General features: G+C 73.7%; 18 protein-coding genes and 2 pseudogenes. 11 read left to right on the top strand and 9 right to left on the bottom strand.

The features are described from left to right. Positions 1-57: 57 nt before the first annotated feature. Positions 58-297: pseudogene (locus B4915_RS05970) on the top strand (GNAT family N-acetyltransferase); the annotation flags it as partial. A gap of 44 nt (positions 298-341) precedes the next feature. Then, positions 342-797: a GNAT family acetyltransferase gene (locus B4915_RS05965; protein WP_105804918.1), complete on the top strand. Its 456-nt coding sequence runs from the start codon at positions 342-344 to the stop codon at positions 795-797. Here the strand turns inward: B4915_RS05965 and B4915_RS05960 are convergent. Together B4915_RS05960 and B4915_RS05955 are read right to left on the bottom strand one after the other, a co-directional pair. Beyond that, the gene (locus B4915_RS05960; protein ID WP_105804917.1) at positions 748-1221 is read right to left on the bottom strand and encodes an ASCH domain-containing protein; all 474 of its coding nucleotides are present in this window, start codon (positions 1219-1221) and stop codon (positions 748-750) included. The two genes, B4915_RS05965 and B4915_RS05960, sit on opposite strands and share 50 nt — an antisense overlap. A gap of 137 nt (positions 1222-1358) precedes the next feature. Further along, entirely contained in the window at positions 1359-1808 is a 450-nt protein-coding gene (locus B4915_RS05955) for a MarR family winged helix-turn-helix transcriptional regulator (protein ID WP_105804916.1), read from the bottom strand. Between the two features lie 51 nt (positions 1809-1859). Between B4915_RS05955 and B4915_RS05950 the strand changes: the two genes are divergently transcribed. Together B4915_RS05950 and B4915_RS05945 are read left to right on the top strand one after the other, a co-directional pair. Next, positions 1860-2123: a hypothetical protein gene (locus B4915_RS05950; protein ID WP_105804915.1), complete on the top strand. Its 264-nt coding sequence runs from the start codon at positions 1860-1862 to the stop codon at positions 2121-2123. 61 nt (positions 2124-2184) lie between these two features. Next, on the top strand, positions 2185-2610 hold the full coding sequence (locus tag B4915_RS05945) for a DUF3995 domain-containing protein (protein WP_105804914.1): 426 nt from the start codon (positions 2185-2187) through the stop codon (positions 2608-2610). A 20-nt stretch (positions 2611-2630) separates the two neighbouring features. On the opposite strand, the gene B4915_RS05940 is transcribed toward B4915_RS05945, so the two are convergent. Further along, the gene (locus B4915_RS05940; RefSeq protein ID WP_105804935.1) at positions 2631-3131 is read right to left on the bottom strand and encodes an SRPBCC family protein; all 501 of its coding nucleotides are present in this window, start codon (positions 3129-3131) and stop codon (positions 2631-2633) included. Between the two features lie 168 nt (positions 3132-3299). Between B4915_RS05940 and B4915_RS15085 the strand changes: the two are divergent. From B4915_RS15085 to B4915_RS05920, 5 genes and pseudogenes are all read left to right on the top strand, one after another. After that, a pseudogene (locus tag B4915_RS15085) lies at positions 3300-3938 on the top strand (ATP-binding cassette domain-containing protein); the annotation flags it as partial. Positions 3939-4127: 189 nt separating this feature from the next. Next, positions 4128-5069, top strand: coding sequence for an ATP-binding cassette domain-containing protein (locus B4915_RS15080; RefSeq protein WP_425436322.1), 942 nt, complete (start codon positions 4128-4130; stop codon positions 5067-5069). A gap of 248 nt (positions 5070-5317) precedes the next feature. Further along, positions 5318-6040, top strand: coding sequence for a VIT1/CCC1 transporter family protein (locus tag B4915_RS05930; protein WP_105804912.1), 723 nt, complete (start codon positions 5318-5320; stop codon positions 6038-6040). Positions 6041-6062: 22 nt separating this feature from the next. After that, on the top strand, positions 6063-6401 hold the full coding sequence (locus B4915_RS05925; protein WP_105804911.1) for an MGMT family protein: 339 nt from the start codon (positions 6063-6065) through the stop codon (positions 6399-6401). Further along, positions 6398-7474 (top strand): LysR substrate-binding domain-containing protein, encoded by a 1077-nt coding sequence (locus tag B4915_RS05920; RefSeq protein ID WP_245907365.1) that lies wholly within the window; start codon positions 6398-6400, stop codon positions 7472-7474. Before B4915_RS05925 ends, B4915_RS05920 begins: the two co-directional genes overlap by 4 nt. Before the next feature lie 75 nt (positions 7475-7549). On the opposite strand, the gene ypfJ is transcribed toward B4915_RS05920, so the two are convergent. The 4 genes from ypfJ to B4915_RS05900 form a co-directional block, all read right to left on the bottom strand. Next, positions 7550-8440 (bottom strand): KPN_02809 family neutral zinc metallopeptidase, encoded by an 891-nt coding sequence (gene ypfJ, locus B4915_RS05915; RefSeq protein WP_105804910.1) that lies wholly within the window; start codon positions 8438-8440, stop codon positions 7550-7552. A 104-nt stretch (positions 8441-8544) separates the two neighbouring features. Then, positions 8545-10650 (bottom strand): acyl-CoA dehydrogenase family protein, encoded by a 2106-nt coding sequence (locus B4915_RS05910; protein ID WP_105804909.1) that lies wholly within the window; start codon positions 10648-10650, stop codon positions 8545-8547. 187 nt (positions 10651-10837) lie between these two features. Continuing rightward, entirely contained in the window at positions 10838-12355 is a 1518-nt protein-coding gene (locus B4915_RS05905) for a DEAD/DEAH box helicase (protein WP_105804933.1), read from the bottom strand. Position 12356: 1 nt separating this feature from the next. Further along, the gene (locus B4915_RS05900; protein ID WP_105804908.1) at positions 12357-16640 is read right to left on the bottom strand and encodes an efflux RND transporter permease subunit; all 4284 of its coding nucleotides are present in this window, start codon (positions 16638-16640) and stop codon (positions 12357-12359) included. A gap of 64 nt (positions 16641-16704) precedes the next feature. Between B4915_RS05900 and B4915_RS05895 the strand changes: the two genes are divergently transcribed. Then, on the top strand, positions 16705-18009 hold the full coding sequence (locus tag B4915_RS05895) for a DUF445 domain-containing protein (protein ID WP_105804907.1): 1305 nt from the start codon (positions 16705-16707) through the stop codon (positions 18007-18009). 69 nt (positions 18010-18078) lie between these two features. On the opposite strand, the gene B4915_RS05890 is transcribed toward B4915_RS05895, so the two are convergent. After that, a complete protein-coding gene (locus B4915_RS05890; protein WP_105804906.1) occupies positions 18079-18702 on the bottom strand; it encodes a hypothetical protein in 624 nt (207 codons plus the stop codon). Between the two features lie 128 nt (positions 18703-18830). Between B4915_RS05890 and B4915_RS05885 the strand changes: the two genes are divergently transcribed. After that, positions 18831-19013, top strand: coding sequence for a DUF3073 domain-containing protein (locus tag B4915_RS05885; protein WP_105804905.1), 183 nt, complete (start codon positions 18831-18833; stop codon positions 19011-19013). Positions 19014-19243: 230 nt separating this feature from the next. Here the strand turns inward: B4915_RS05885 and B4915_RS05880 are convergent, their stop codons facing one another. After that, positions 19244-19984, bottom strand: coding sequence for a phosphoglyceromutase (locus B4915_RS05880; RefSeq protein WP_105804904.1), 741 nt, complete (start codon positions 19982-19984; stop codon positions 19244-19246). Positions 19985-19989: the final 5 nt, after the last annotated feature.

Raw genomic sequence — 19989 nt, 5'->3', positions numbered from 1 at the left:
AGATGTGTATAGGAGAGAGGCAGGGTGACGGCGGGCAGGTAGCTCGTCGGCTTCGCTGGTGTCGCCGGGGATGCCCTGGAAATGCTGTTCGTCGAGGCCGATGCCCGCGGCACGGGCGTCGGCTCCGCCCTGCTCGACGCGGCGATCACCCGCCACGGCGTCGTCCGCGTCGACGTCAACGAGCAGAACCCCGGCGCGACCGGCTTCTATCTCAGCCGAGGTTTCGCGCAGACGGGGCGCAGCGCGCTCGACGGCGACGGGCGGCCGTACCCGGTCCTGCACCTCTCCCGCGAGTAGGGACGAGCGAAGTGCCCGGTCCGCACGGCTGACAGAATGAGGGGATGAGGATCCGCGCTTTCGTTCCCGCTGACACCGAAGCCGTCGTCGCCCTGTGGGAGGAGGCCGGACTGACCCGGCCCTGGAACGATCCGCATCGGGACATCGCGCGCAAGGCGACGGTGCAGCCCGAGCTGTTCCTCGTCGCGGAGGACGCCGAGGGGCGGATCGTCGGATCGGTGATGGCGGGCTACGAGGGGCACCGCGGCTGGATGAACTACCTCGCGGCGGCGCAGGACGCGCGCGGCCTCGGGATCGGGCGCGCCCTCGTCGAGCGCGTGGAGCGCGAGCTGCACGCACGCGGCTGCCCCAAGGTGTCGCTGCAGGTCCGCAGCGGCAACGCGCGCGTCATCGACTTCTACGAGCATCTCGGCTACGCCGTCGACGATGTCGTCTCGCTCGGCAAGCGGCTCATCCCCGATCTGCCCGCGGATGCAGCAGCCGGAAACGCTCGCAGATGACCGGCATGTCGGCTTCGAAGCCGCGCGGGTTCTCGGAGTGCGTGCGCCAGTAGCGCTCGTGCACCTCCCGCCAGCTCGCCAGGGTGCGGTCGTCCTCGCCCTCCGAGTGGGCATGCTCGGCGCTCACCTCGTCGAAGGGGACGATCTCGATGGCGGTGGTCTCGAGCACGGCCCGGGGAGATCCGGCGCCGTCGAGGATCACGCTCAGATCGCCGACGGCGGGGACGGGCTCTCCGCTCGCCTCGTAGTCCCAGAGCGAGGACGCGGTGCCGGTCTTGATCCCCGCGAGCACCAGTTCGAGCAGCGCGTCGGCGTGCTCGGGCGTCGCGCCGAAGGACCACACCTCCGGCAGTGCCTCGGGCAGGGCGGGGTTCTCCGCCCGTCGCGCCCGCCAGAACTCCTCGACCTCCGCTGTCACGTCCATGTCGTCAAGGGTAGTGATCCCGGAGGTCGTCCGGAGCCGGCCCCGATCCGCATCTTGCAACCGGTGCCGGGCCCGATCAGGATCCCGGAACCGGAGCCGGCCCCGATCCGGATCCCGCAACCGGAGCCGGGGGCCGCCTACGCCCCCGCCCGGTCGACCGCCGCGATCACCTCGGCGAGCTCGTCGCGCAGCGCCATGAGCCGCTCGACGGGCATGCCGAGGCGCTCGATCACGGCGGGCGGAACGGCGAGGGCGCGCTCGCGCAGCTCCCACCCCTGCGCGGTGGGCGAGAGGGCGAAGGTGCGCTCGTCGCCCTCGACGGGAGCGCGCTCGATGAGGCCGGACTGCTCCAGCCGTTTCACGATGGGCGAGAGGGTCGCGGGATCGAGCCGGAGCGTATCGGCGAGCTCGCGAAAGCGCAGCGGAGCGTCGCCCCACAGCGCGAGCATGACGAGGTACTGCGGGTGGGTGAGGCCGAGCGGTTCGAGGATGCTGCGGTACACCCCGATCACCCCGCGGCTGGCGACGGCGAGCGCGAAGCACACCTGCCGGTCGAGTTCGAGGGCGTCTTCGGGCAGCGGATCCATGCCCCCATCGTAACTCGTTTGTACACAAATGACTGTGCTAGGGTTTCATTTGTGGGCAAACAAAAGCGGAAACGGCAGCTCTGGCACAAGAGCCCCTACGACGGCGTTCCCGGCTTCTACGCGGCCGTGCAGCGCTTCCTCTACCAGATCGAGGGCCCCTCGCAGCTCGGCGAGCGCGGGGAGCCCGCCTACGTCGCGCCCGCCGATCCGAAGTGCCCCGTCTGCGGGCAGTCCATGAAGGACCATCGGATCGACCGCGGCGGCCCGGGCCGGCCCACCCACATGGTCTGCCCGCCGCGTCCCGCCGCGGACTAGCAGAGCCCCGGCGCGACGGGAACCCCGCGCGCGAGCGCCGCTTCCGGGTTAGTGTGGACGCATGGCTAGGGTGACAGGAATCGCAAGACTGGTCGGCTGGGCCGGGCTCACCGGGGCGGGCGTGCTGCACGCCATCTGGGCCTCGGGATCCTCCTGGCCCGAGAAGAACTCGAAGCGCCTGAGCAAGGCCGTGGTGGGAAGCGCGAAGGGGCTGCCCGACGCGGACGCCACCTGGGGCGTGGCCGCCGCCGCCGTCGCCGGGGGCGCGATCGCCGCGGGCGGACTCGGCGAGGGCCGCGCGGTGGTGGGCTTGCGCCGCCTCATGGGCCTGGGTCTGCTCACCCGGGCCGCGGTCGGCGGCGATGCCGCGCTGGCAGCGCTGGGACTGCCCGAGCCGGGCAAGCGCTTCCGTGAGCTCGACCGGCGCTGGTACCGGCCGCTGTTCGGGGTGCTCGGGATCGCGCTGCTGATCGGCGCGAAGAAGTAGGCGCGCGGGTTCGCAGGCCCTCAGGGCTGCTGCGACAGGTACGCTTCCCGCAGCGCCGGGTAGTACTGGTCGAAGCCGGGACGCTCGGTGTCCTCGGTCGCGGCGACGAGCAGATCGAGGTAGTACTCCCAGCCGGGCCCGATCTCCCCGATCCCTGCAAGCCCCTCCGCGTCGAGGTGGTGCACGAAGCGCAGCAGCGAGTCCTCTTCGCCGTCCTCGTCGAGATGCAGCTCGAGCTTCCAGCCGCCGACCTCTTCCTCCGCCTCGACGGCGAGCCGATACGGCGCTTCGCAGGCGACGATCCGGATCCGGATCGCGGGTTCGTGGTCCTCGAAGCGCATGCGCACCCGCACGCTGCCGCCGGGTCTCGCGTCGCCCTCCCACGGCCCGAACCAGCGCTCGGTCCACTCGGACTCGGTGATCGCGGCCCAGGCCTCGTCGAGCGGCAGGGCGAGCGATCGCACGAGCACCAGGTCGACCCCCCGCTCCGTGCGCTGCAGCCTGCCCGTCGCCTCGCTCATCGCCATCCCGCCTCCCCGCGACGGCACCGCGCCCCCGCACCCCACAGCCTACGCGCCCGTGCCGCCCCCTTGCCCGCCGCCGCCCGCGCGGCCACCCGTGACACCGGCGCCACGCACCGCACGCACCTCGCCGTCGAGGGCGTCTCGCACGCCTTCCCGGACCGCCGGGTGCTCAGCGACATCACCTTCGCCGCAGCTCCCGGCGACCGCATCGGCCTGATCGGGGAGAACGGCACCGGCAAGTCGACACTGCTGCGCATCCTGGCCGGGGAGCTGCGGCCGGATCGCGGGACCGTGTTCCTGCCCGGCAGCGTCGGGCTGCTCGCCCAGGAGCTGCCGCATCCCCCGGGCGCCACGCTCGCCGCCGTGCTCGACGAGGCCCAGCGGGCGCAGCTCGACGGGCTCGCCGCCATCGCCGCGCTCGGGGAGCGTCTCGCGGCGCACCCCGAAGACCCCGCCACCGCGGAGGCCTACGCCGAGGCGCTCGAAGCGGCCGAGCGCACGGACGCCTGGTCCGCGGAGGCGCAGCGCGGCGAGATGCTCAGCGGACTCGGGCTCGGCGGCATCTCCCCGCAGCGCGCCGTCGGCGAGCTCTCCGGCGGCCAGCGGCTGCGCCTCGCCCTCGCGGCCCTGCTGCTGCGCGCCCCGCACACCCTGCTGCTCGACGAGCCTTCCAACCACCTCGACGACGCCTCCGCCGCCTACCTCGAGGGGGTGCTCGCGGGCTGGCCAGGCATCGTGATCGTGGCGAGTCACGACCGGGCACTGCTCGACGCGGTGACGACGCGGATCCTGGATCTCGACCCGCTGCCGGTCCCGGCGAGCGTGCTCGCGGACGCGGCCGGAGCGGCCGACGCGGCCGACGCGGGCGGCACGGAGGGCACGGAGGGCACGGAGGGCACGGACCACGCCGCCGCGGCGCCACCTGCGCGCCCGGCGCACGCGGGCTATGAGACGGCCAGCACCGACGACACCGGATCCGGGCTCGGCGCACGCATGTGGGGCCTCGGCTACTCGGCCGCTCGCTCGGCCCGGCAGGCCGAGCTGGAGCGCTGGCGGCAGCGCTACGCCGCCGAGCTCGCCGAGCGGGAGCGGCTGATCCACGAGATCGAGGTGGGGGCTCGCGAGGTCAACCGCAAGCACGAGTCGAAATCGGAGGCGAAGATCACCCGCAAGTTCTACGCCGACAAGGATGCGCGCGTGACCGCCCGCCGGGCGCGCAACGCCCGCGTGCGCCTCGACGCGCTCGAGCGCGAGCGGGTGCGGCGCCCGCCCGAGCCGCTGCGCTTCGGTGGCTTCGCCGGCGGCGGGGCGGACGCGGTGCGGGCTCCAGGACCGGGCGCGGCTCCCGGCACCGCAGCGCCGCTGCTGCGCGCGGAGGCCGTCGCCGTGCCCGGCCGCCTGCGGGAGACCACGCTCACGATCCCGCCCGGCCACCGGCTCATGCTCACCGGCCCGAACGGCGCGGGCAAGTCGACGCTGCTCGCGATCCTCGCCGGAGAGCTGCGTCCGCACCGCGGCGCCGTGCACCGCGGCGCCGCAGCGGAGGCGGTGCGCATCGGCTACCTGCCCCAGGAGGTCGGCTTCGCGGATCCCTCGCTCACGGCCGCGGCGGTGTTCCGCACGGCGGTCGGCGAGGAGCGAGCGGATGAGGTGCCTCTCGGCTCCACGGGGCTGCTCGCGCGGCGCGACCTCGATCGTCCCGTCGGCGCCCTGAGCGTGGGGCAGCGCCGCCGCCTCGCCCTCGCAGCGCTCGTCGCCGATCCCCCTCCCCTGCTCCTGCTCGACGAGCCCAGCAACCACCTCTCGCTCACCCTCGTCGAAGAGCTGGAGGCGGCGCTCGGCACCTTCCCGGGAGCGCTCGTAATCGCCACTCACGACCGCTGGCTGCGCGCACGCTGGCGCGGCGATGTGCTCGCGCTCGAACCGCCGGGGTAGCGGCCCGGCGGCACCGCGACGGCCCGGTCCCCCGGAGTTCGGGGCGGCGAACTCGCGGGTGCGCCGCGGCGAGGCGCAGAGCGGGCTTCTCCCTCTCGCCCGAAAGCGGCTAACGTGACTGATCGTGCCCGGACGCGGAGCGCGCGGCCGGGCGCCTCCCCGCGCCCGGCCGCCGCCTGAGTTCCTGCCACGAAGGCTCCGCCCGCACCCGGGCGCACCCCGCACGACCCACTGTCACAGAGGCGAACATGAACGACATCGACATCTCCAAGCCCCACGAGTACGACCACCGCCACGCCGATGTCTCCTCGGGGTGGCTGCGCGCCAGCGTCTTCGGCGCGATGGACGGGCTCGTGTCGAATGTGGGCCTCATCGCGGGCATCGCCGCGGCCGGCGCCTCGCCGGGCATCGTGGCGATCACCGGCGTCTCGGGTCTCGTCGCGGGGGCCGCGTCGATGGCGCTGGGCGAGTTCACCTCGGTCCGCACGGCGAACGAGCAGCTCGACAAGGAGGTGCGCACCGAGCAGGAGGCGCACCGGCGCAACCCGGCGGGCGAGCAGGCGGAGCTGGCGGCGCTGTTCGCGCGGCTCGGCATGGAGCAGGACGTCGCCGAGGTGGCGGCGGGCCAGGTGCACGCGAACAGCGAGCAGGCGGTGCGCGTGCATCTCGCGCACGAGCTGGCGCTGACCCCCGAGGACCGCCCCTCGCCCTGGGTGGCGGCGGTCTCGTCGTTCGTGGCCTTCGCGATCGGCGCGCTGATCCCGATCCTGCCCTTCCTGTTCGGCTTCGGCACCCTGTGGTGGGGGCTCGCCTTCGGCGGCGCCGGCCTGCTGCTGGCGGGCGGGATCGCTGCGGGCATCACCCGGCGGAGCTGGCTCGCGGGTGCGGTGCGGCAGCTCGTGCTCGGCGGCGTCGCCGTCGCAGCCACCTACGCCGTGGGCATGCTGCTCGGCGTCTCCTCCCTCGGCTGAGGCGCGGGCATAAGCTGGGGGCATGGTGTCGGAGGAGTTCGCGGAGCAGGTGCTCACCGTGGTGCGGCGCATCCCCTCCGGGCGCGTGATGACCTACGGCGATGTCGCGCTGGCGCTCGGCTCGCAGGCGCCGCGCGCGGTCGGCCGGGTGATGGCGCTCTTCGGTCACGCGGTGCCGTGGTGGCGGGTGGTGCCCGCGAGCGGGCTGCCGCCGCAAGGGCACGCGCGGCTCGCCCTCCCGCACTACCGGGACGAGGGCACGCCGCTGCGGCACGTCACCGCGCCCGACGAGTACCGCATCGCGCTCTCCGCGGCGCGCCTGCCCTACACCCACGAGATCTACGCGGAGGTCGCGCTGTGAGCGAGCACCCCGAGCTGCCGGAGCAGCCGAGCCACCCCGAGCAGCCAGAACCCCCGGGACTCCCGGAGGCCGCCGAGCTTCCCGGGCGCAGGCGGCAGGCGGCGCGGGAGCGCCCGGCGGAGGCGGATCCCCCGGCGGAGGCGGACGCCCCGGCGCGGTCCACCGCGGCCGCTCCCCTGCGACTCGGTTTCGCGCGCGGCACGGCGCCCGGCAAGTGGGCGAAGCGGTGGCGGCAGGCCGGCGGCGAGCCGCTCGAGCTGGTGGCGCTCGAGGTGAGCTTCGGCCGGGGTGTGGGCGCGGATCCGCTGCACGACGCGAGCGGGACCGACGTGAGCGGGATCGACGTGAGCGGGATCGACGTGGTGATCGAGCGCACGCGGCCCGGCGACATCCCGGCCGGCGCAGCCGGCGCCGAGCGCAGCCGCCACGCGCTGCGCCTGTACGCCGAGGCGGTGGCGCTGGTCGTCCACGCCGAGCATCCCCTCGCGGACGCGGGAAGCGTCTCCCCCGCCGATCTCGCGCTCTTCACCCTGCTCGACCACCCCGACCACGCCGCAGCGTGGCCCGCCCCGCAGCGGTGGGAGGATCCCGCGTGGATGCCCGCCGACGCGGCTGCCGCCCTGGAGCTGGTGGCGAGCGGCGCCGGGGCCGTCCTGCTGCCACTGCCCCTGGCGCGGCACCTGGCGAGGAAGCGGGATCACGCGGTGCTGCCCGTGACCGGCGAGCCGGCGCTCGCGCAGACCGAGGTGTGGGCGAGCTGGGCGGTGGAGCGCGACGACGATGCGGTTCAGCAGCTCGCCGGGATCATGCGGGGTCGCACCGCCCGCAGCTCGCGGCCCGGGGCGGGCGCTCCTCCCGGCGCGGCCGGCGGGGGCGCCTCCGGCCGGGGCGGCTCGGGATCGCGGAGCGGCGAGCGCGCGAGCGCCGCCCGCGCTCAGGCGCCGGCGGCGCAGCAGCCCGCCCGCAAGCAGCCGAAGCTGAAGCCGAACTCGCGCGGCGCCCAGCTCGCCGCGGCCCGGGAGAAGGCCGAGCGGGAGAAGGCAGCCCGTCGCCGCGCCAGGAAGCGCCGCTGAGGCGGCCCGTGCGCGCCGCGCCGGCCGCGGTGCCCGCGCCGGCACCCGCGCCGGCACCAGCGCCGCGGACCGCCGCTACAGTTCGGCTGACGATACGGCGAAGGTGTCGCAGGCCTCGGGCCCGCCGCGGTACCCGTTCTGGAACCAGCGCTGACGCTGCTCCGAACTGCCGTGAGTGAAGCGCTCGGGATTCACCTCGACGCCCGCCGACTCCATGATGTGGTCGTCGCCGACGGCTGCGGCCGCGCTCAGCGCATCGGCGATCTGCTGCTCGGTGACGGGCCGCAGCAGCGGGACGCCTTCGTCGTCGGTCACGGTGGAGGCGTCGCGCACCCACGCGCCCGCGAAGCAGTCGGCCTGCAGTTCGAGGCGGACCGAACCGGAGTCGGCCCCGCTCTCGCGTCCCGCCCGCTGGAGCGTGCCGATGAGCTGGGAGATGTGATGCCCCCACTCGTGTGCGAGCACGTACATCTGGGCGAGGGAGCCGTCCGAGGAGCCGTAGTCGCTGCGGAGCGTGTCGAAGAAGGCCACGTCGAGGTAGATCGTCTCGTCGCCCGGGCAGTAGAACGGCCCGGTCGAGGACGAGGCGGTGCCGCAGCCCGAACCGGTCTGGACGTCGTAGAGGGCAACGTCGGCGGGTGAGCGGTAGCCGTCGATCTGCCCCGCCCAGAAGCGGTCGAGCGAGTCGGCGGTGGCGGCCATGCGGCACTCGACGTTCTGGTTCGCGTCCGCCCCGGTCTCGCAGCCCGCCAGCGCCTCGCTGCGCTCCCCGGTGAGCGCGGTGTCGCCCATCAGCCCCTCCACCGCGGGCGCGAAGGGCAGCAGGTTGACGCCGAGCAGCTGCGATCCGAGCGCGAGGAGCAGCACCACCGCGCCGCCGCCGCCCGCGATCAGTCCGCCTCGGCGGGCCCCGCTGCGCTTGGAGACCTTGCTCGTGTCGATCCGTGCGTTGTCGTTGAAGGTCATGCGTCGCCCGTTCCGAGAAGTGAACCGTGGTGCTCTCACTCTACGCGCAGCGGTGCGGAAAGCGGCCCTCCGCAGGCCGCGGCGCGCGGCCGCGGCGCGCGACGCTAGGCGTCTACCCGTTCGCGCTCGGAGGCGGGGCGCGGCGTTGTGCCGCCCGAGCGCTCGCGCTTGCGGAGTTCCTTCTCGTGGATCGGCCAGGTGCCGGCCGCGATCTGCTCCTGGACGTAGGCGTGCGCCTCCTCCTGCCGCTCGGCCTCGATGCCCGTGGCGATCTCGGCGCGCAGCAGGCCGGGCGTGAGGCCGAAGGCCTCGACCAGGTCGAGCGCGTGCGGGCGCAGCCGGGAGATGAGCCGGTCGATGTAGGCGGTGAGCGCCTCGGCGCGCTGGCCGGAGATCCGGCCGCTGATGAGATACCAGGCGGCGTTGCGCTCGATGATGCCGAGCCCGAAGAGGTCGCGCAGCCAGGTCAGCACCTGCCGGGATCCGGCGTCGCCGATCCGCTCGATCGCCTCGGTGAAGGCCTCCCACTGCAGCAGCTCGCCGTGGGCGCGGGCCGCCTCGATGAGCTTGTGCTGCTGGGCGTTGAAGGCCTCCTCGCCGGCGATCGCGCGAGCCCGGCGGTCCTCCTTCGGGATCCCCTTCGTGGCCTCGCGCAGCGCGAGCGCGATTTCGGCGACCATAGTCTGCACGCGGTCGGTGAGCAGCTGGCGCTGCGCCTCGGTGCTGCGCAGGCTCTCGACGGAGCGCGACACCTGCCCGAGGTCGGCGATGCTCTGCCCCATCTGCCGCAGCCCGAAGCGGCTCACCCGCTCGCCGAGCTGCGCCGCCGCGGCCTTCGCGATCGCCGCCCGGTCGCCCGGCTTGAACTGCGCCGCGTAGTCGGTGAGGAGCCGCTTGCCCACGAGCTGCAGCAGCACGTTGTTGTCGCCCTCGAAGGTGACGTAGATGTCGAGGTCCGCGCGCAGCCCGACGAGGCGGTTCTTCGCCAGGAAGCCGGCCCCGCCGCAGGCCTCCCGGGCCTCTTGCAGGGTGTCGAGGGCCGCCCAGGTGGAGAGGGGCTTGAGGGCCGCGGCGAGCGTTTCGAGGTCTTCGCGATTCTCGGGGGTGTCGCGCGCGCCCGAGAACACCTCGTCGAAGATCGTCAGCAGCCGCTCGTCGGCGAAGGCCATCGCGTAGCTCTGCGCGAGCCGCGGGATGAGCCGCCGCTGGTGCTGTCCGTAGTCGAGCAGCACGGTCTCGCGCCCGGACGCCCCGGGGAACTGCCGGCGCTCGCTGCCGTAGCGGATCGCGATGGCGAGCGCCGCCTGCATGGCACGCACGGAGGCGCCGTCGAGGGAGACGCGCCCCTGCACGAGCGTGCCGATCATGGTGAAGAAGCGCCGTCCCGGGCTCTCGATGGCGGAGGAGTAGCTGCCGTCGGCGGCGACGTCGCCGTAGCGGTTGAGCAGGTTCTCACGGGGCACGCGGACCCGGGTGAAGTGGAGGCGGCCGTTGTCGATGCCGTTGAGGCCGCCCTTGACGCCGTCGTCCTCGCTGCCCACGCCGGGCAGCATCTCGCCGTCGGGGGTGCGGATCGGGACGAAGAAGGCGTGCACGCCGTGGTTGACGCCCCGCGTGATGAGCTGCGCGAAGACCACTGCGGCCTGTCCGTGGAGGGCGGCGTTGCCGAGATAGTCCTTCCAGGCCCCCTTGAACGGGGTGTGGATCTCGAACTCCTCGGTCTCGGGGTCGTACGTCGCGGTGGTGCCGATCGAGGCGACGTCGGAGCCGTGCCCGATCTCCGTCATGGCGAAGGCGCCGGGCAGCTTCAGGCTCATCACATCGGGCAGCCACTTCTCGTGGTGCGTGCGGGTGCCGAGGTGCAGGATCGCGGCGCCGAAGAGCCCCCACTGCACGCCGCTCTTGATCTGCATCGACGGGTCGGCGAGCACGAGCTCCTGGAAGGCGGCGATGTTGCCGCCGTGGTTGTCGGAGCCGCCGAGATCACCGGGGAAGGCGCGCTGGATCGCCCCTTCTTCGACCAGGATCCCGAGCTGTTCGAGGACGCGCGCCCGGTGATCGTCCATCGACTGGCCGGGAATGGTGTGCAGGCGCGGATCCTCCGCGAGCCGGCGCGATTCGAGGCGCTCGGCCTTCCAGCGGCCGAGCAGCGCGTCGCCGACGGCGGCGACGTCGAGGCGGGCTTCGGGGGCGGTGCGGGTGTCGTTCATCGCTGCTCCTTCGATGTGACGTGCGAGGGGCGCTCTCGCAGATGTCCCCTCCGACTGCTGCCAGGCTAGGAGCGAGCACCGGCACTTACAAGCGCGGGCCCGACTCCCCACAATCGCCCGGCGCGGACCCCGGGATGCTCCTTGTCGATGCTCCACAAATCAAGCCCGGCATTCCTGGCGACATGCTCTAGGCGCCTCGCGCTCCCCCGCCCGGTTCGAAGTCTCCGAAGAACTCAGGGGCGATCCCCGCCTCCGCGAGCAGTTCGCGAGTGCGCTTCTGCCGGGTGCGCGGGATCACGGTCAGCACGAGGCCGTCCTTGCCGGCGCGCCCCGTACGGCCCGCGCGGTGCACGTAGCCCTTCGGCTCGTCGGGCGGATCGGCCTGCAGCACGAGGTCGACGTCGTCCACGTGGATGCCGCGCGCCGCGACGTCCGTCGCGACGAGCACCGAGGCGGCGCCCGAGGCGAAGCGGGCGAGATTCCGCTCGCGCCGGGCCTGGCTGAGGTCGCCGTGCAGCGGGACCGCGCGCAGCCCGGCTCCGTCGAGCAGCTCGGTGACGCGCTCGGCGTAGGCCCGGGTGCGGCAGAACACCATGGTCCGCCCGGGGCGCGACGCCAGTTCGACGAGCGCCCGGTCCTTGTGCTCCCGCAGCACGATCAGCACCCGGTGCCGCACCTCGCCGGGCGCCGCCTCCTCGGCCTCGTGCACCGCGGGGTCGCGGAGGAACTCCTCCACCAGCTCGGACACGCCACTGTCGAGCGTCGCCGAGAAGAGCAGTCGCTGCCCACCGCGCGCCGTCTGCCGCAGCGTCCACTGCACGGCGTCGAGGAAGCCCAGCTCGCACATGTGGTCGGCCTCGTCGATCACGGTCACCCGCACCTCGCGCAGATCGAGCGTGCGCCGGTTCACGAGATCCCGGACCCTCCCGGGCGTGCCGATCACGATGTCGACGCCGCGCTCCAGGGCGTGCCGCTGGGGGTCGATGGGCACGCCGCCCACGAGCTGCGCCGTGTAGAAGCCGACGGAGCGCGCGATGGGCTGCACGGTGCGGTCGATCTGCAGCGCGAGCTCGCGCGTGGGGGCGAGGATCAGCGCCTTCGGCTTGCGCGCGGCCCGCTTCGGCGCCCGCTCCGCGCGCTCGCCCCGCCGGGGTCGCATGCGCGAGGGGGCGGGATCCGAGGCGAAGGCGCCCTCGGCCTTCAGCTTCAGCAGCCGCTCGACGAGCGCCGCGCCGAAGGCGATGGTCTTGCCGGATCCGGTGCGCGCCCGTCCGAGGACGTCGCGGCCGGCGATCGCGTCGGGGATCGTGGCGGCCTGCACCGGGAAGGGGCGCTCGGCGCCCAGCTCTCCGAGGGTGCGCACGATGTTGCCGCCCAGCCCGAGATCGGCGAAGCTGAGCCCCGCCGCATCGGCCGCGGTGGTGAGCTTCGCGTCCAGCGGCGCCGGGCTCCCCTGCCGTTGCGGGGCGCCGGCCTCCGCGGTGCGGCCCGGGCTCCGCTCCTCCCGGGCGGGGCGCTCGGAACGCTTCCCGGACGGCCCGGGACCGGAGGGCGTGCCACCGGCCGCGGCCTCGGCGCGCGCTCCGGCGTCGCCGCCGCGCGCCTGCTGGCCGCCGCGCTCACTCCAGCGTCTGCGTGCGTTCGGCTTGCGCCCGGGCTCGTAGTTGGCGGGCGGGCGGTAGCCGCGCCTGCCCCGCTGAGCCACCTCAGCGCTCCCCGGCGCCGGCGTCCGGCTCGGGGTCAGCGCCCGGCTCGGCGTCAGCGCCTGGATCGCTGGCCGCACCCTGCCGCGAGCCGCGCTCGGGCTCGTCGACCTCCTGCGTGGCCTCCCAGAGCAGCTGCTCCCAGTCGAGCTCGCCCGTCACCGGGGGCGGCGCCGCGGGTGCGGTAGCCGCGGGCTGCGGGGCGGCGCCGTCTCCGGCGTCCGCGGCGGCGTCCACGATGGCGTCCTGCGCGGCCGCCGCGGGCGCAGTGTCGCCGGCCGGCCGCTCAGCGGATTCCCCTCCGGCCCCGGGCGTCTCGCCTGCCGCGCTGCTCTCGGCATCGCCGGGCTCTTCGGGAAGACCGGCCGGGTGCTGCGGGGCGGGATCCGCGGGCACTGCTCCGGGCGGCTCCGGCAGCACGAGCGGCGCGAGCTGTTCGTCCTGCCGGGCGGCCTCGTCGCTCTCACCGAGCAGGGTGCTCAGCGGGTCCGCCGGGTGCGGGTCCGCCGGGCCCCCGGCGAGCAGCGGGTTCTCCTCACCCGTGAATCCGAGTTCGTCGAGCGCGAGCGAGATGCGCGCCGTCTCGGTCCCCATGCCCTCGCGCGTCGGCTCGTCCCCCTGGGCGAGCTCGGCCTCCTCGGCCGCGATGCCGGTGTCCGCTCCGGCGGCGACGTCCCCCGCGGTCACGGGGTCCGCATCGGCCACGGCGGCATGATCCGCATCGGCCACGGCGGCATGATCCGCATCGGCCACGGCGGCATGATCCGCAGCGGGCACCGGCTCCGCAGCGGGCACCGGCTCAGCGGCGGGCATCGGCCCCGCCGCACGCGCCGGACGCGTCGGCACCGGAGCGGCGGCCATCACCGCGGTCCCCGCGGCACCGGCGGTCGCGGCCCCCACGGCGCCGACGGCGCCCGCGGTTGCGAGGCCGGCACCGCCCCCGTCCGATCCGCGCCGGATGCCGCGCCGCCGCGGCCCGACGGCGGCACGCCCCCCGGATCCGTCCGTGCCGGGCCCGCCCGGGCCGCGGCTCGATCCGGCACGACGCTCGCGCCACTTCTCGCGCCGGTGCTCGACCGCGTAGTAGAGGGTCGGGAGCACCACGAGCGTGAGCACCGTCGACGACAGCAGGCCACCGATCACGACGACGGCGAGCGGTTGCGAGATGAACCCGCCCTTCCCCGTGATCCCGAGCGCCATCGGCGTGAGCGCCAGGATCGTCGCGAGCGCGGTCATGACGATGGGCCGCAGTCGCTGCAGTGAGCCGTGCACCACCGCGTCGCGCAGCGCCTCCCCCCGCTCCCGGTACTGGTTCACGAGGTCGATGAGCACGATGGCGTTGGTCACGACGATGCCGACGAGCATGAGCACGCCGATTAGGGAGGCGACGCCGAGCGGGATCCCGGTGGCCACGAGCAGCAGCAGCGCACCCGTCGCCGCGAACGGCACCGAGACGAGCAGCAGCAGCGGCTGCAGCAGGCTGCGGAAGGTGGCGACCATCACGACGTAGACGATGAGGATCGCCGCGAGCAGCGCGATCCCGAGCTGCTGGAAGGCCTCGCTCTGCTGCGAGCTGGCGCCGCCGATCTCCGCGGACGCCCCCGCCGGCAGTTCCACGGCGGCGAGCGCGTCGCGCACGGCCGCCGTCGCGGCGCCCAGGTCGTCGCCCACGGGCAGCGCGGAGACGGTGACGGTGCGCGAGCCGTCGACCGTGTGCAGGTTCACGGGCCCATCGGCCACCTCGACGGCGGCGAGCGCGTCGAGCCGCTGCGGGCCGAGCACCGTCTGGATCGGGAGGGCGGCGACGCCCGCCTGGTCCTCGGGGGCCACGCCGCTGGCGAGGTACACGGCGACCGTGTCCGCGTCCATGACGATCTGCCCGATCTGCCGCGGCTGCATCTGCTGCTGCACCTGTCCTGCGACGGCGGCCTCGGTGAGACCGGCGGCGGCCGCGGCGGCGCGGTCGACGGCGATGCGCAGGAAGGGACGGGACTGGCCGAGGTCGCTCTCGACCTGCTGCAGGCCCGGCTCCGCGCGCAGCTGCTCGGTCACCGCCTCGCTGGCCTCCCGCAGCGTCTCCTGGTCGGGGGCCGCGACGTCGACCTCGATGGCGCTCGACGCGACGGCCCCGCCCCCGGACTGGGCGATGGCGAACTCGCCGGCGTCGTCGAGGCCGTCGACGGCGTCGCGGATCCGCTGCTGCACGCGGGCCTGATCCGCGTCGGGATCGCTGGTGATGGAGTAGCTCACGGTGCCGTCGCCGCCGCCGCCGAAGAGCGAGGTCACGCCGCCGGCGCTGCCGATGGTCACCTGCACGGTGCGCACCTCGTCGACGGAGCGGAGCGCCTCCTCGACGCGCTCCGCCTGCGCGAGCTGCGCGTCCAGGCTCGTTCCCGGCGCGAGGGTCTGGGTGAGTCCGATGCTGTTCTGCCCGTCGGAGCCGATGTAGTTGGTCTTCAGCAGCGGCGTGAGCGCGATGGTGCCGCCGAACACGAGCGCCGCCGCGAGCAGGGTCACGGCCGGACGCCGCAGCGTCCACTCGATCACGGGACGGTAGCCGCGCTGCAGCGCGGTCGCCTCCGACGCGGGGAGCTCCGTCGCCGGACGCTCCGCCGCGGGGACTCCGGTCGGCGGAAGACCGCTCGCGGCGGGCCCGGCGGCGGGCAGCCCTCCGGCGTCCGCAGCCATGCCGCCCTTCGCCGCGGCGGAGCGGCGGCGCCTCGGCCGCTCGGGACGCAGGAACCAGTAGGCGAGCACCGGCACGATCGTGAGCGCGACGAGCAGGGACGCCAGCAGGGCGATCGTGACCGTGAGCGCGAAGGGCCGGAACAGCTCACCCACCATGCCGCCCACGAAGGCCATCGGCAGGAACACGGCGACGGTCGTGATCGTCGAGGCCGTGATCGCGCCCCCGACCTCGCGGACCGCCTCGATGATGGTGGCGGCCCGGTCCCCGCCCGCGGCGAGGTGGCGCTTGATGTTCTCGATGACCACGATCGAATCGTCGACGACACGGCCGATGGAGATGGTGAGCGCGCCGAGGGTGAGCAGGTTGAGCGTGTAGTCGGCGAAGGTGAGGCCGACGAGCGTGAGCAGCACGGAGGTCGGGATCGAGATGGCCGTGACCAGGGTGGCGCGCACCGACATGAGGAACACGAGGATCACGAGGACCGCGAAGACCAGCCCCAGCAGCCCCTCCGTGGTGAGCGTCTCGATCGACTGCTCCACGTACGGTGCCTGGTCGAAGATGACGGTGAGCTCGGCGCCGCCGAGCTGATCGCGGAGCTCGTCGAGCTTCTCCTGCACCGCGTGGGACACCTCGACAGTGTTCGCGGCGGAGGTCTTGGTGACGGCGATGGTGAGGGCCGGAGCGCCGTCGACCCGCGAGATGCCCTCCTGCGGGCCGGGCTCGAGCCGCACCTCGGCGAGGTCGCCGATCGTCACTGCGGCGGCCGGGGACGCTTCTGCCTCGGGCGCCTGCCCCGGCAGGGCGGGCTGCGCCTGCTGTGCGGCGGCCTGCTCTGCGGCGATGGCCTCGGCGCTGCGCGGCACGGGCTGGGCCGCGATCTCGTCCGCGGAACCGAGCTCCGAGCCGGCCTGCACGGCGAGCGTGCGATCCCCGTCCGCCACGGTGCCTGCCGCGAGGAGCACGCCGCTCTGCTGCAGGGTGTCGACGATGCTCTGCTCGCTCAGGCCCTGCGCGGCGAGCGCCTCGGCGTTGGGCTGGATCGTGACGCGGTCGGTCCTCGCCCCGGTGAGCTGGGCCTCGCGCACGCCGGGAAGGTCGCTGAGCTCGGAGATCGCGACGCGCTCGATCAGCGGCGCGGCCTGCTCGGGACTCTCCCCCTCCGCCGGGGTGACGGCGATCTGGATGACGGGGAAGTCGTCGATGCTGCCCGAGAGCACCTGCGTGTCGGCCTGCTCGGGCAGCAACTGCGAGATGCGGCTGATGGCGCGCTCCACGCGCTGCTCGGTGACGGCGAGGTCGACGCCGTAGGCGAACTCCGCGAGCACGACGGAGGATCCGGTGCTGGAGGTGGCCGAGGTGCCCTCCAGCTGTGACACGCCGCGCAGCGCGGTCTCGATGGGGGCCGAGACGTCGTTGTTCACGACCTCGGGCGATGCGCCCGGGTAGCTGGTGATGACCGCGATCGTCGGGAACTGCACCGATGGCATGAGCTCCTGTTTGAGGGATCCCACGCCGATGAGACCGAACACCGCTGCGACGATGGTCACCAGGGCGATCAGTGCGCGGTTCTTCAGGCTGAACGCCGTGAGCAGCTGCATGACGACGATTCTCTCACGCGCGCCACCCCGCCCACGGCCGCGCCGTTCGCGCGATAATACTCGAATGCCGCTGCTTCGAGCCCGCCGCGCATCGCGCACGCTGGGCGCCGTCACGCCCGCCGACTTCGAGCGCCTCGCCGAGCTGCGGCGGATGCAGGCCATCGCGCTCGGCCTGCTGCTCGTCATGGCCGTCGTGTTCGCCGTCTCCTTCGCGCTGCAGGATCGCCTGCCGTGGCTCGGCTACGTGCGGGCCGCCGCCGAGGGCGGGATGGTCGGCGCCCTCGCGGACTGGTTCGCGGTGACGGCGATCTTCCGCCGTCCGCTGGGGCTGCCGATCCCGCACACGAACCTGATCTCCAACAAGAAGGACGAGATCGGCGAGGGGCTCGGCTCCTTCATCGAGGAGAACTTCCTGGCCGACGAGGTGGTGCACGAGAAGCTCGCGACGATCAGCGGCGCGCGGGCCGCCGGCGAGTGGCTGCGGCAGCCCCGCAACGCCGAGCACGCGGGATCCCTCATCGCGAGCGCGGCGCTGGGGGCGCTGACGGTGGTGAGCGACGACGACGTGCAGGAACTGCTCGAGGCGCTGGTGCGCCGGCACGTCATCGAGCCGGAGTGGAGTCCGCTGCTGGGGCGCGCCGCCGAGTCCTTCGTGGCCGGCGGGCACCACGAGGCGCTGATCGACATCGCGGCCGGCCGCCTCGAGCACTGGCTCCTCGCGCACCCCGGCGCCTTCGACCGGGTCGCCTCGTCGAGGCTCCCGAGCTGGGTGCCCAGCGTCGTCAACCGCTTCGTCGACGACCGCCTGCACAGCGAGGCGGTGCGCTTCGCGCAGCGGGTCGCCGCGGAGCCCGAGCACCCGTTCCGGCTCGCCGTGCAGCGCTTCCTCTCCGAGCTCGCCCGCGAACTGCAGGAGCAGGAGGGGCTGCAGGAGCAGGTGGAGAGCTTCAAGCGCGAGGTCTTCGACAGCCCGCGCGTCCGCGCGCTCGCCGCGAGCACCTGGGAGTCGGCACGCACGGCGCTGGAGGGGATGCTGCGCGAGCCGGACAGCGAGCTGCGACGCCGCCTCGACGGCGCGCTTCGCGACTTCGGCGACCGCCTCCTCGGCGACCCCACCCTGCAGTACAAGATCGACGTCTGGGTGATGGGGGTGGTGGAGCACCTCGTGCGCAGCTACCGGCACGATCTCGCGAGCGTCGTCTCGGAGACGGTGCAGCGCTGGGATGCGCAGGAGGCGGCGGAGAAGATCGAGCTGCAGGTGGGCAAGGATCTGCAGTTCATCAGGATCAACGGAACCGTCGTCGGATCGCTCGCCGGTCTCTCGATCTACACGATCGCCACGCTGCTCGCCGCGGCGATCCCGGGCTGATCCCGGGCCGCACCAGCCTTCCGCGGGCGCCCCGGCCCGCCGGCGGCGCCCCGGCGCCCCTCGCCGGCCTCAGTCACGGAAGGCGACCGGCAGGAGCATGTCCTGGACGCGGTCGCCGGAGGCGGTGTGGTCGGCGCGGGTCGCGATCGCGCAGCGGTCGACCCGGCAGTCGATCCCGTCGCCGCTCGCCTCGGGAACGGTGAGCTCGACCTCGAAGGATCCGTTCTCGCCGAAGCCGTGCGTGGCGAAGTTGCGCCAGGCCCAGTCGTTCGTGATCCAGGCGCTCGCGAGCAGGCTCTCGTCCGCCTCTCCCGTCATGGCACCCTCGGGGATGCCGCCGAGGCAGGGGCCCGGCTTCTCCTCGGGGGACGCCGGGATCCCGCAGATCGCCAGATATATGCCGATACCGGAATCGAAGCCCTCGCCGCGCACGACGAGACGCTCGCCGGGGTTCAGCGCGTCGAGCTCAGCGGGCTGCCCGTCGGCGGTCTCGACGCTGAGCGTGCGGGTGCGGCCGTCGGCGCCCTCGGCGCTCGACTCCGCGGCGAAGTCCTGCGGGACCCGCTGCCCCGATCCGCCTGCGCTCTGGTGCGTCAGGATCGGCAGCAGCACCGCGAGCACGCCCGCGAGCACGATGACCGCGAGCACCAGCAGCGCGATCAGCACGATCCTGAGGGGACGCCGCGAACTCATGCCCTCATCGTAGTGGGCGGGCCGGTGGCCGCGCGGCGTCATGCTAGAATCTGCTCCATACGTCTAGTGGAATTGGGTCTGCCTCGCGGTACGTGACCGCGAGGCCTGAATGTGTAAGGGGGTCACGCATGGGGCGCGGCCGTCAGAAGGCAAAGCACACCAAGGTCGCACGGGAGTTGAAGTACTTCAGCCCCAACACGGACCTCACGGAGCTTGAGCGCGAGCTCGCCCGGAAGGCCGAGCAGCGCGAGCAGGACGACCCCTGGGCGGAGTACGCGAGCAAGTACAACGACGACGAGGACGAGCGCTAGCTCGACCGTTCGCCGCGCTCGCGGCTTCCCGAACGACACACGGCGTCGGCCCGCCCCCGGCGTCGGCCCCGTCCCGCGTCGGCCCCGTCCCAGCGTGTACCTTTCTCACGAGTGTGCACCCTATTCACGGTGATCCAGGTACACGCTCGCGAGAAAGGTACACGCTCGCGATAGGGGCGCCGGCCAGCGCTCCGCGCGCCCGGCGGGCGCAGGGCGCGCGGAGGAGGAGCCTACTTGCCCTGCGCGGCGACGGCTGCGGCACCGGCCGCCGCGGCCTCGGGGTCGAGGTAGCGGCCGGGACCGGTCGCGGTGCCGTCGTCCTCGATCTCGTAGACGAGGGGCATGCCGGTCGGGATGTTGAGACCGGCGATGTCCTCGTCGGAGATGCCCTCCAGGTGCTTCACGAGCGCGCGCAGGGAGTTGCCGTGCGCGGTGACGAGCACCGTCTTCCCGCCGCGCAGATCCGCGAGGATCTCGCTCTCCCAGTAGGGGACGAGCCGCTCGATGACGTCTTTCAGGCACTCGGTGCGCGGGATCTCCCCGTCGATGCCGGCGTAGCGGGGATCGTCGATCTGGGACCACTCGCTGGCGTCGTCGAGCGCGGGCGGCGGCGTGTCGAAGGAGCGGCGCCACTCCATGAACTGCTCCTCGCCGTACTGCTGCAGCGTCTCCGCCTTGTCGAGCCCCTGCAGCGCGCCGTAGTGGCGCTCGTTCAGTCGCCAGGAGCGACGCACCGGGATCCACAGGCGGTCTGCGCTGTCGAGGGCCAGGTTCGCGGTCTGGATCGCGCGGCTGAGCACCGAGGTGTGGAGCACATCGGGCAGCATCCCCGACTCGGCGAGCAGTTCGCCAGCGCGGGCCGCCTCGCTGCGCCCCTGCTCGGTGAGGCGCACATCGACCCACCCGGTGAACAGGTTCTTCTGGTTCCACTCGCTCTGGCCGTGGCGGAGCAGGATCAGCGTATTCGTCATGACTC

The sequence above is a fragment of the Leucobacter massiliensis genome (assembly GCF_002982315.1).
Lineage (GTDB): Bacteria > Actinomycetota > Actinomycetes > Actinomycetales > Microbacteriaceae > Leucobacter > Leucobacter massiliensis.
The sequence above is the reverse complement of the archived record's forward strand: the minus strand, read 5'-3'. Positions and strand labels throughout refer to the sequence as shown.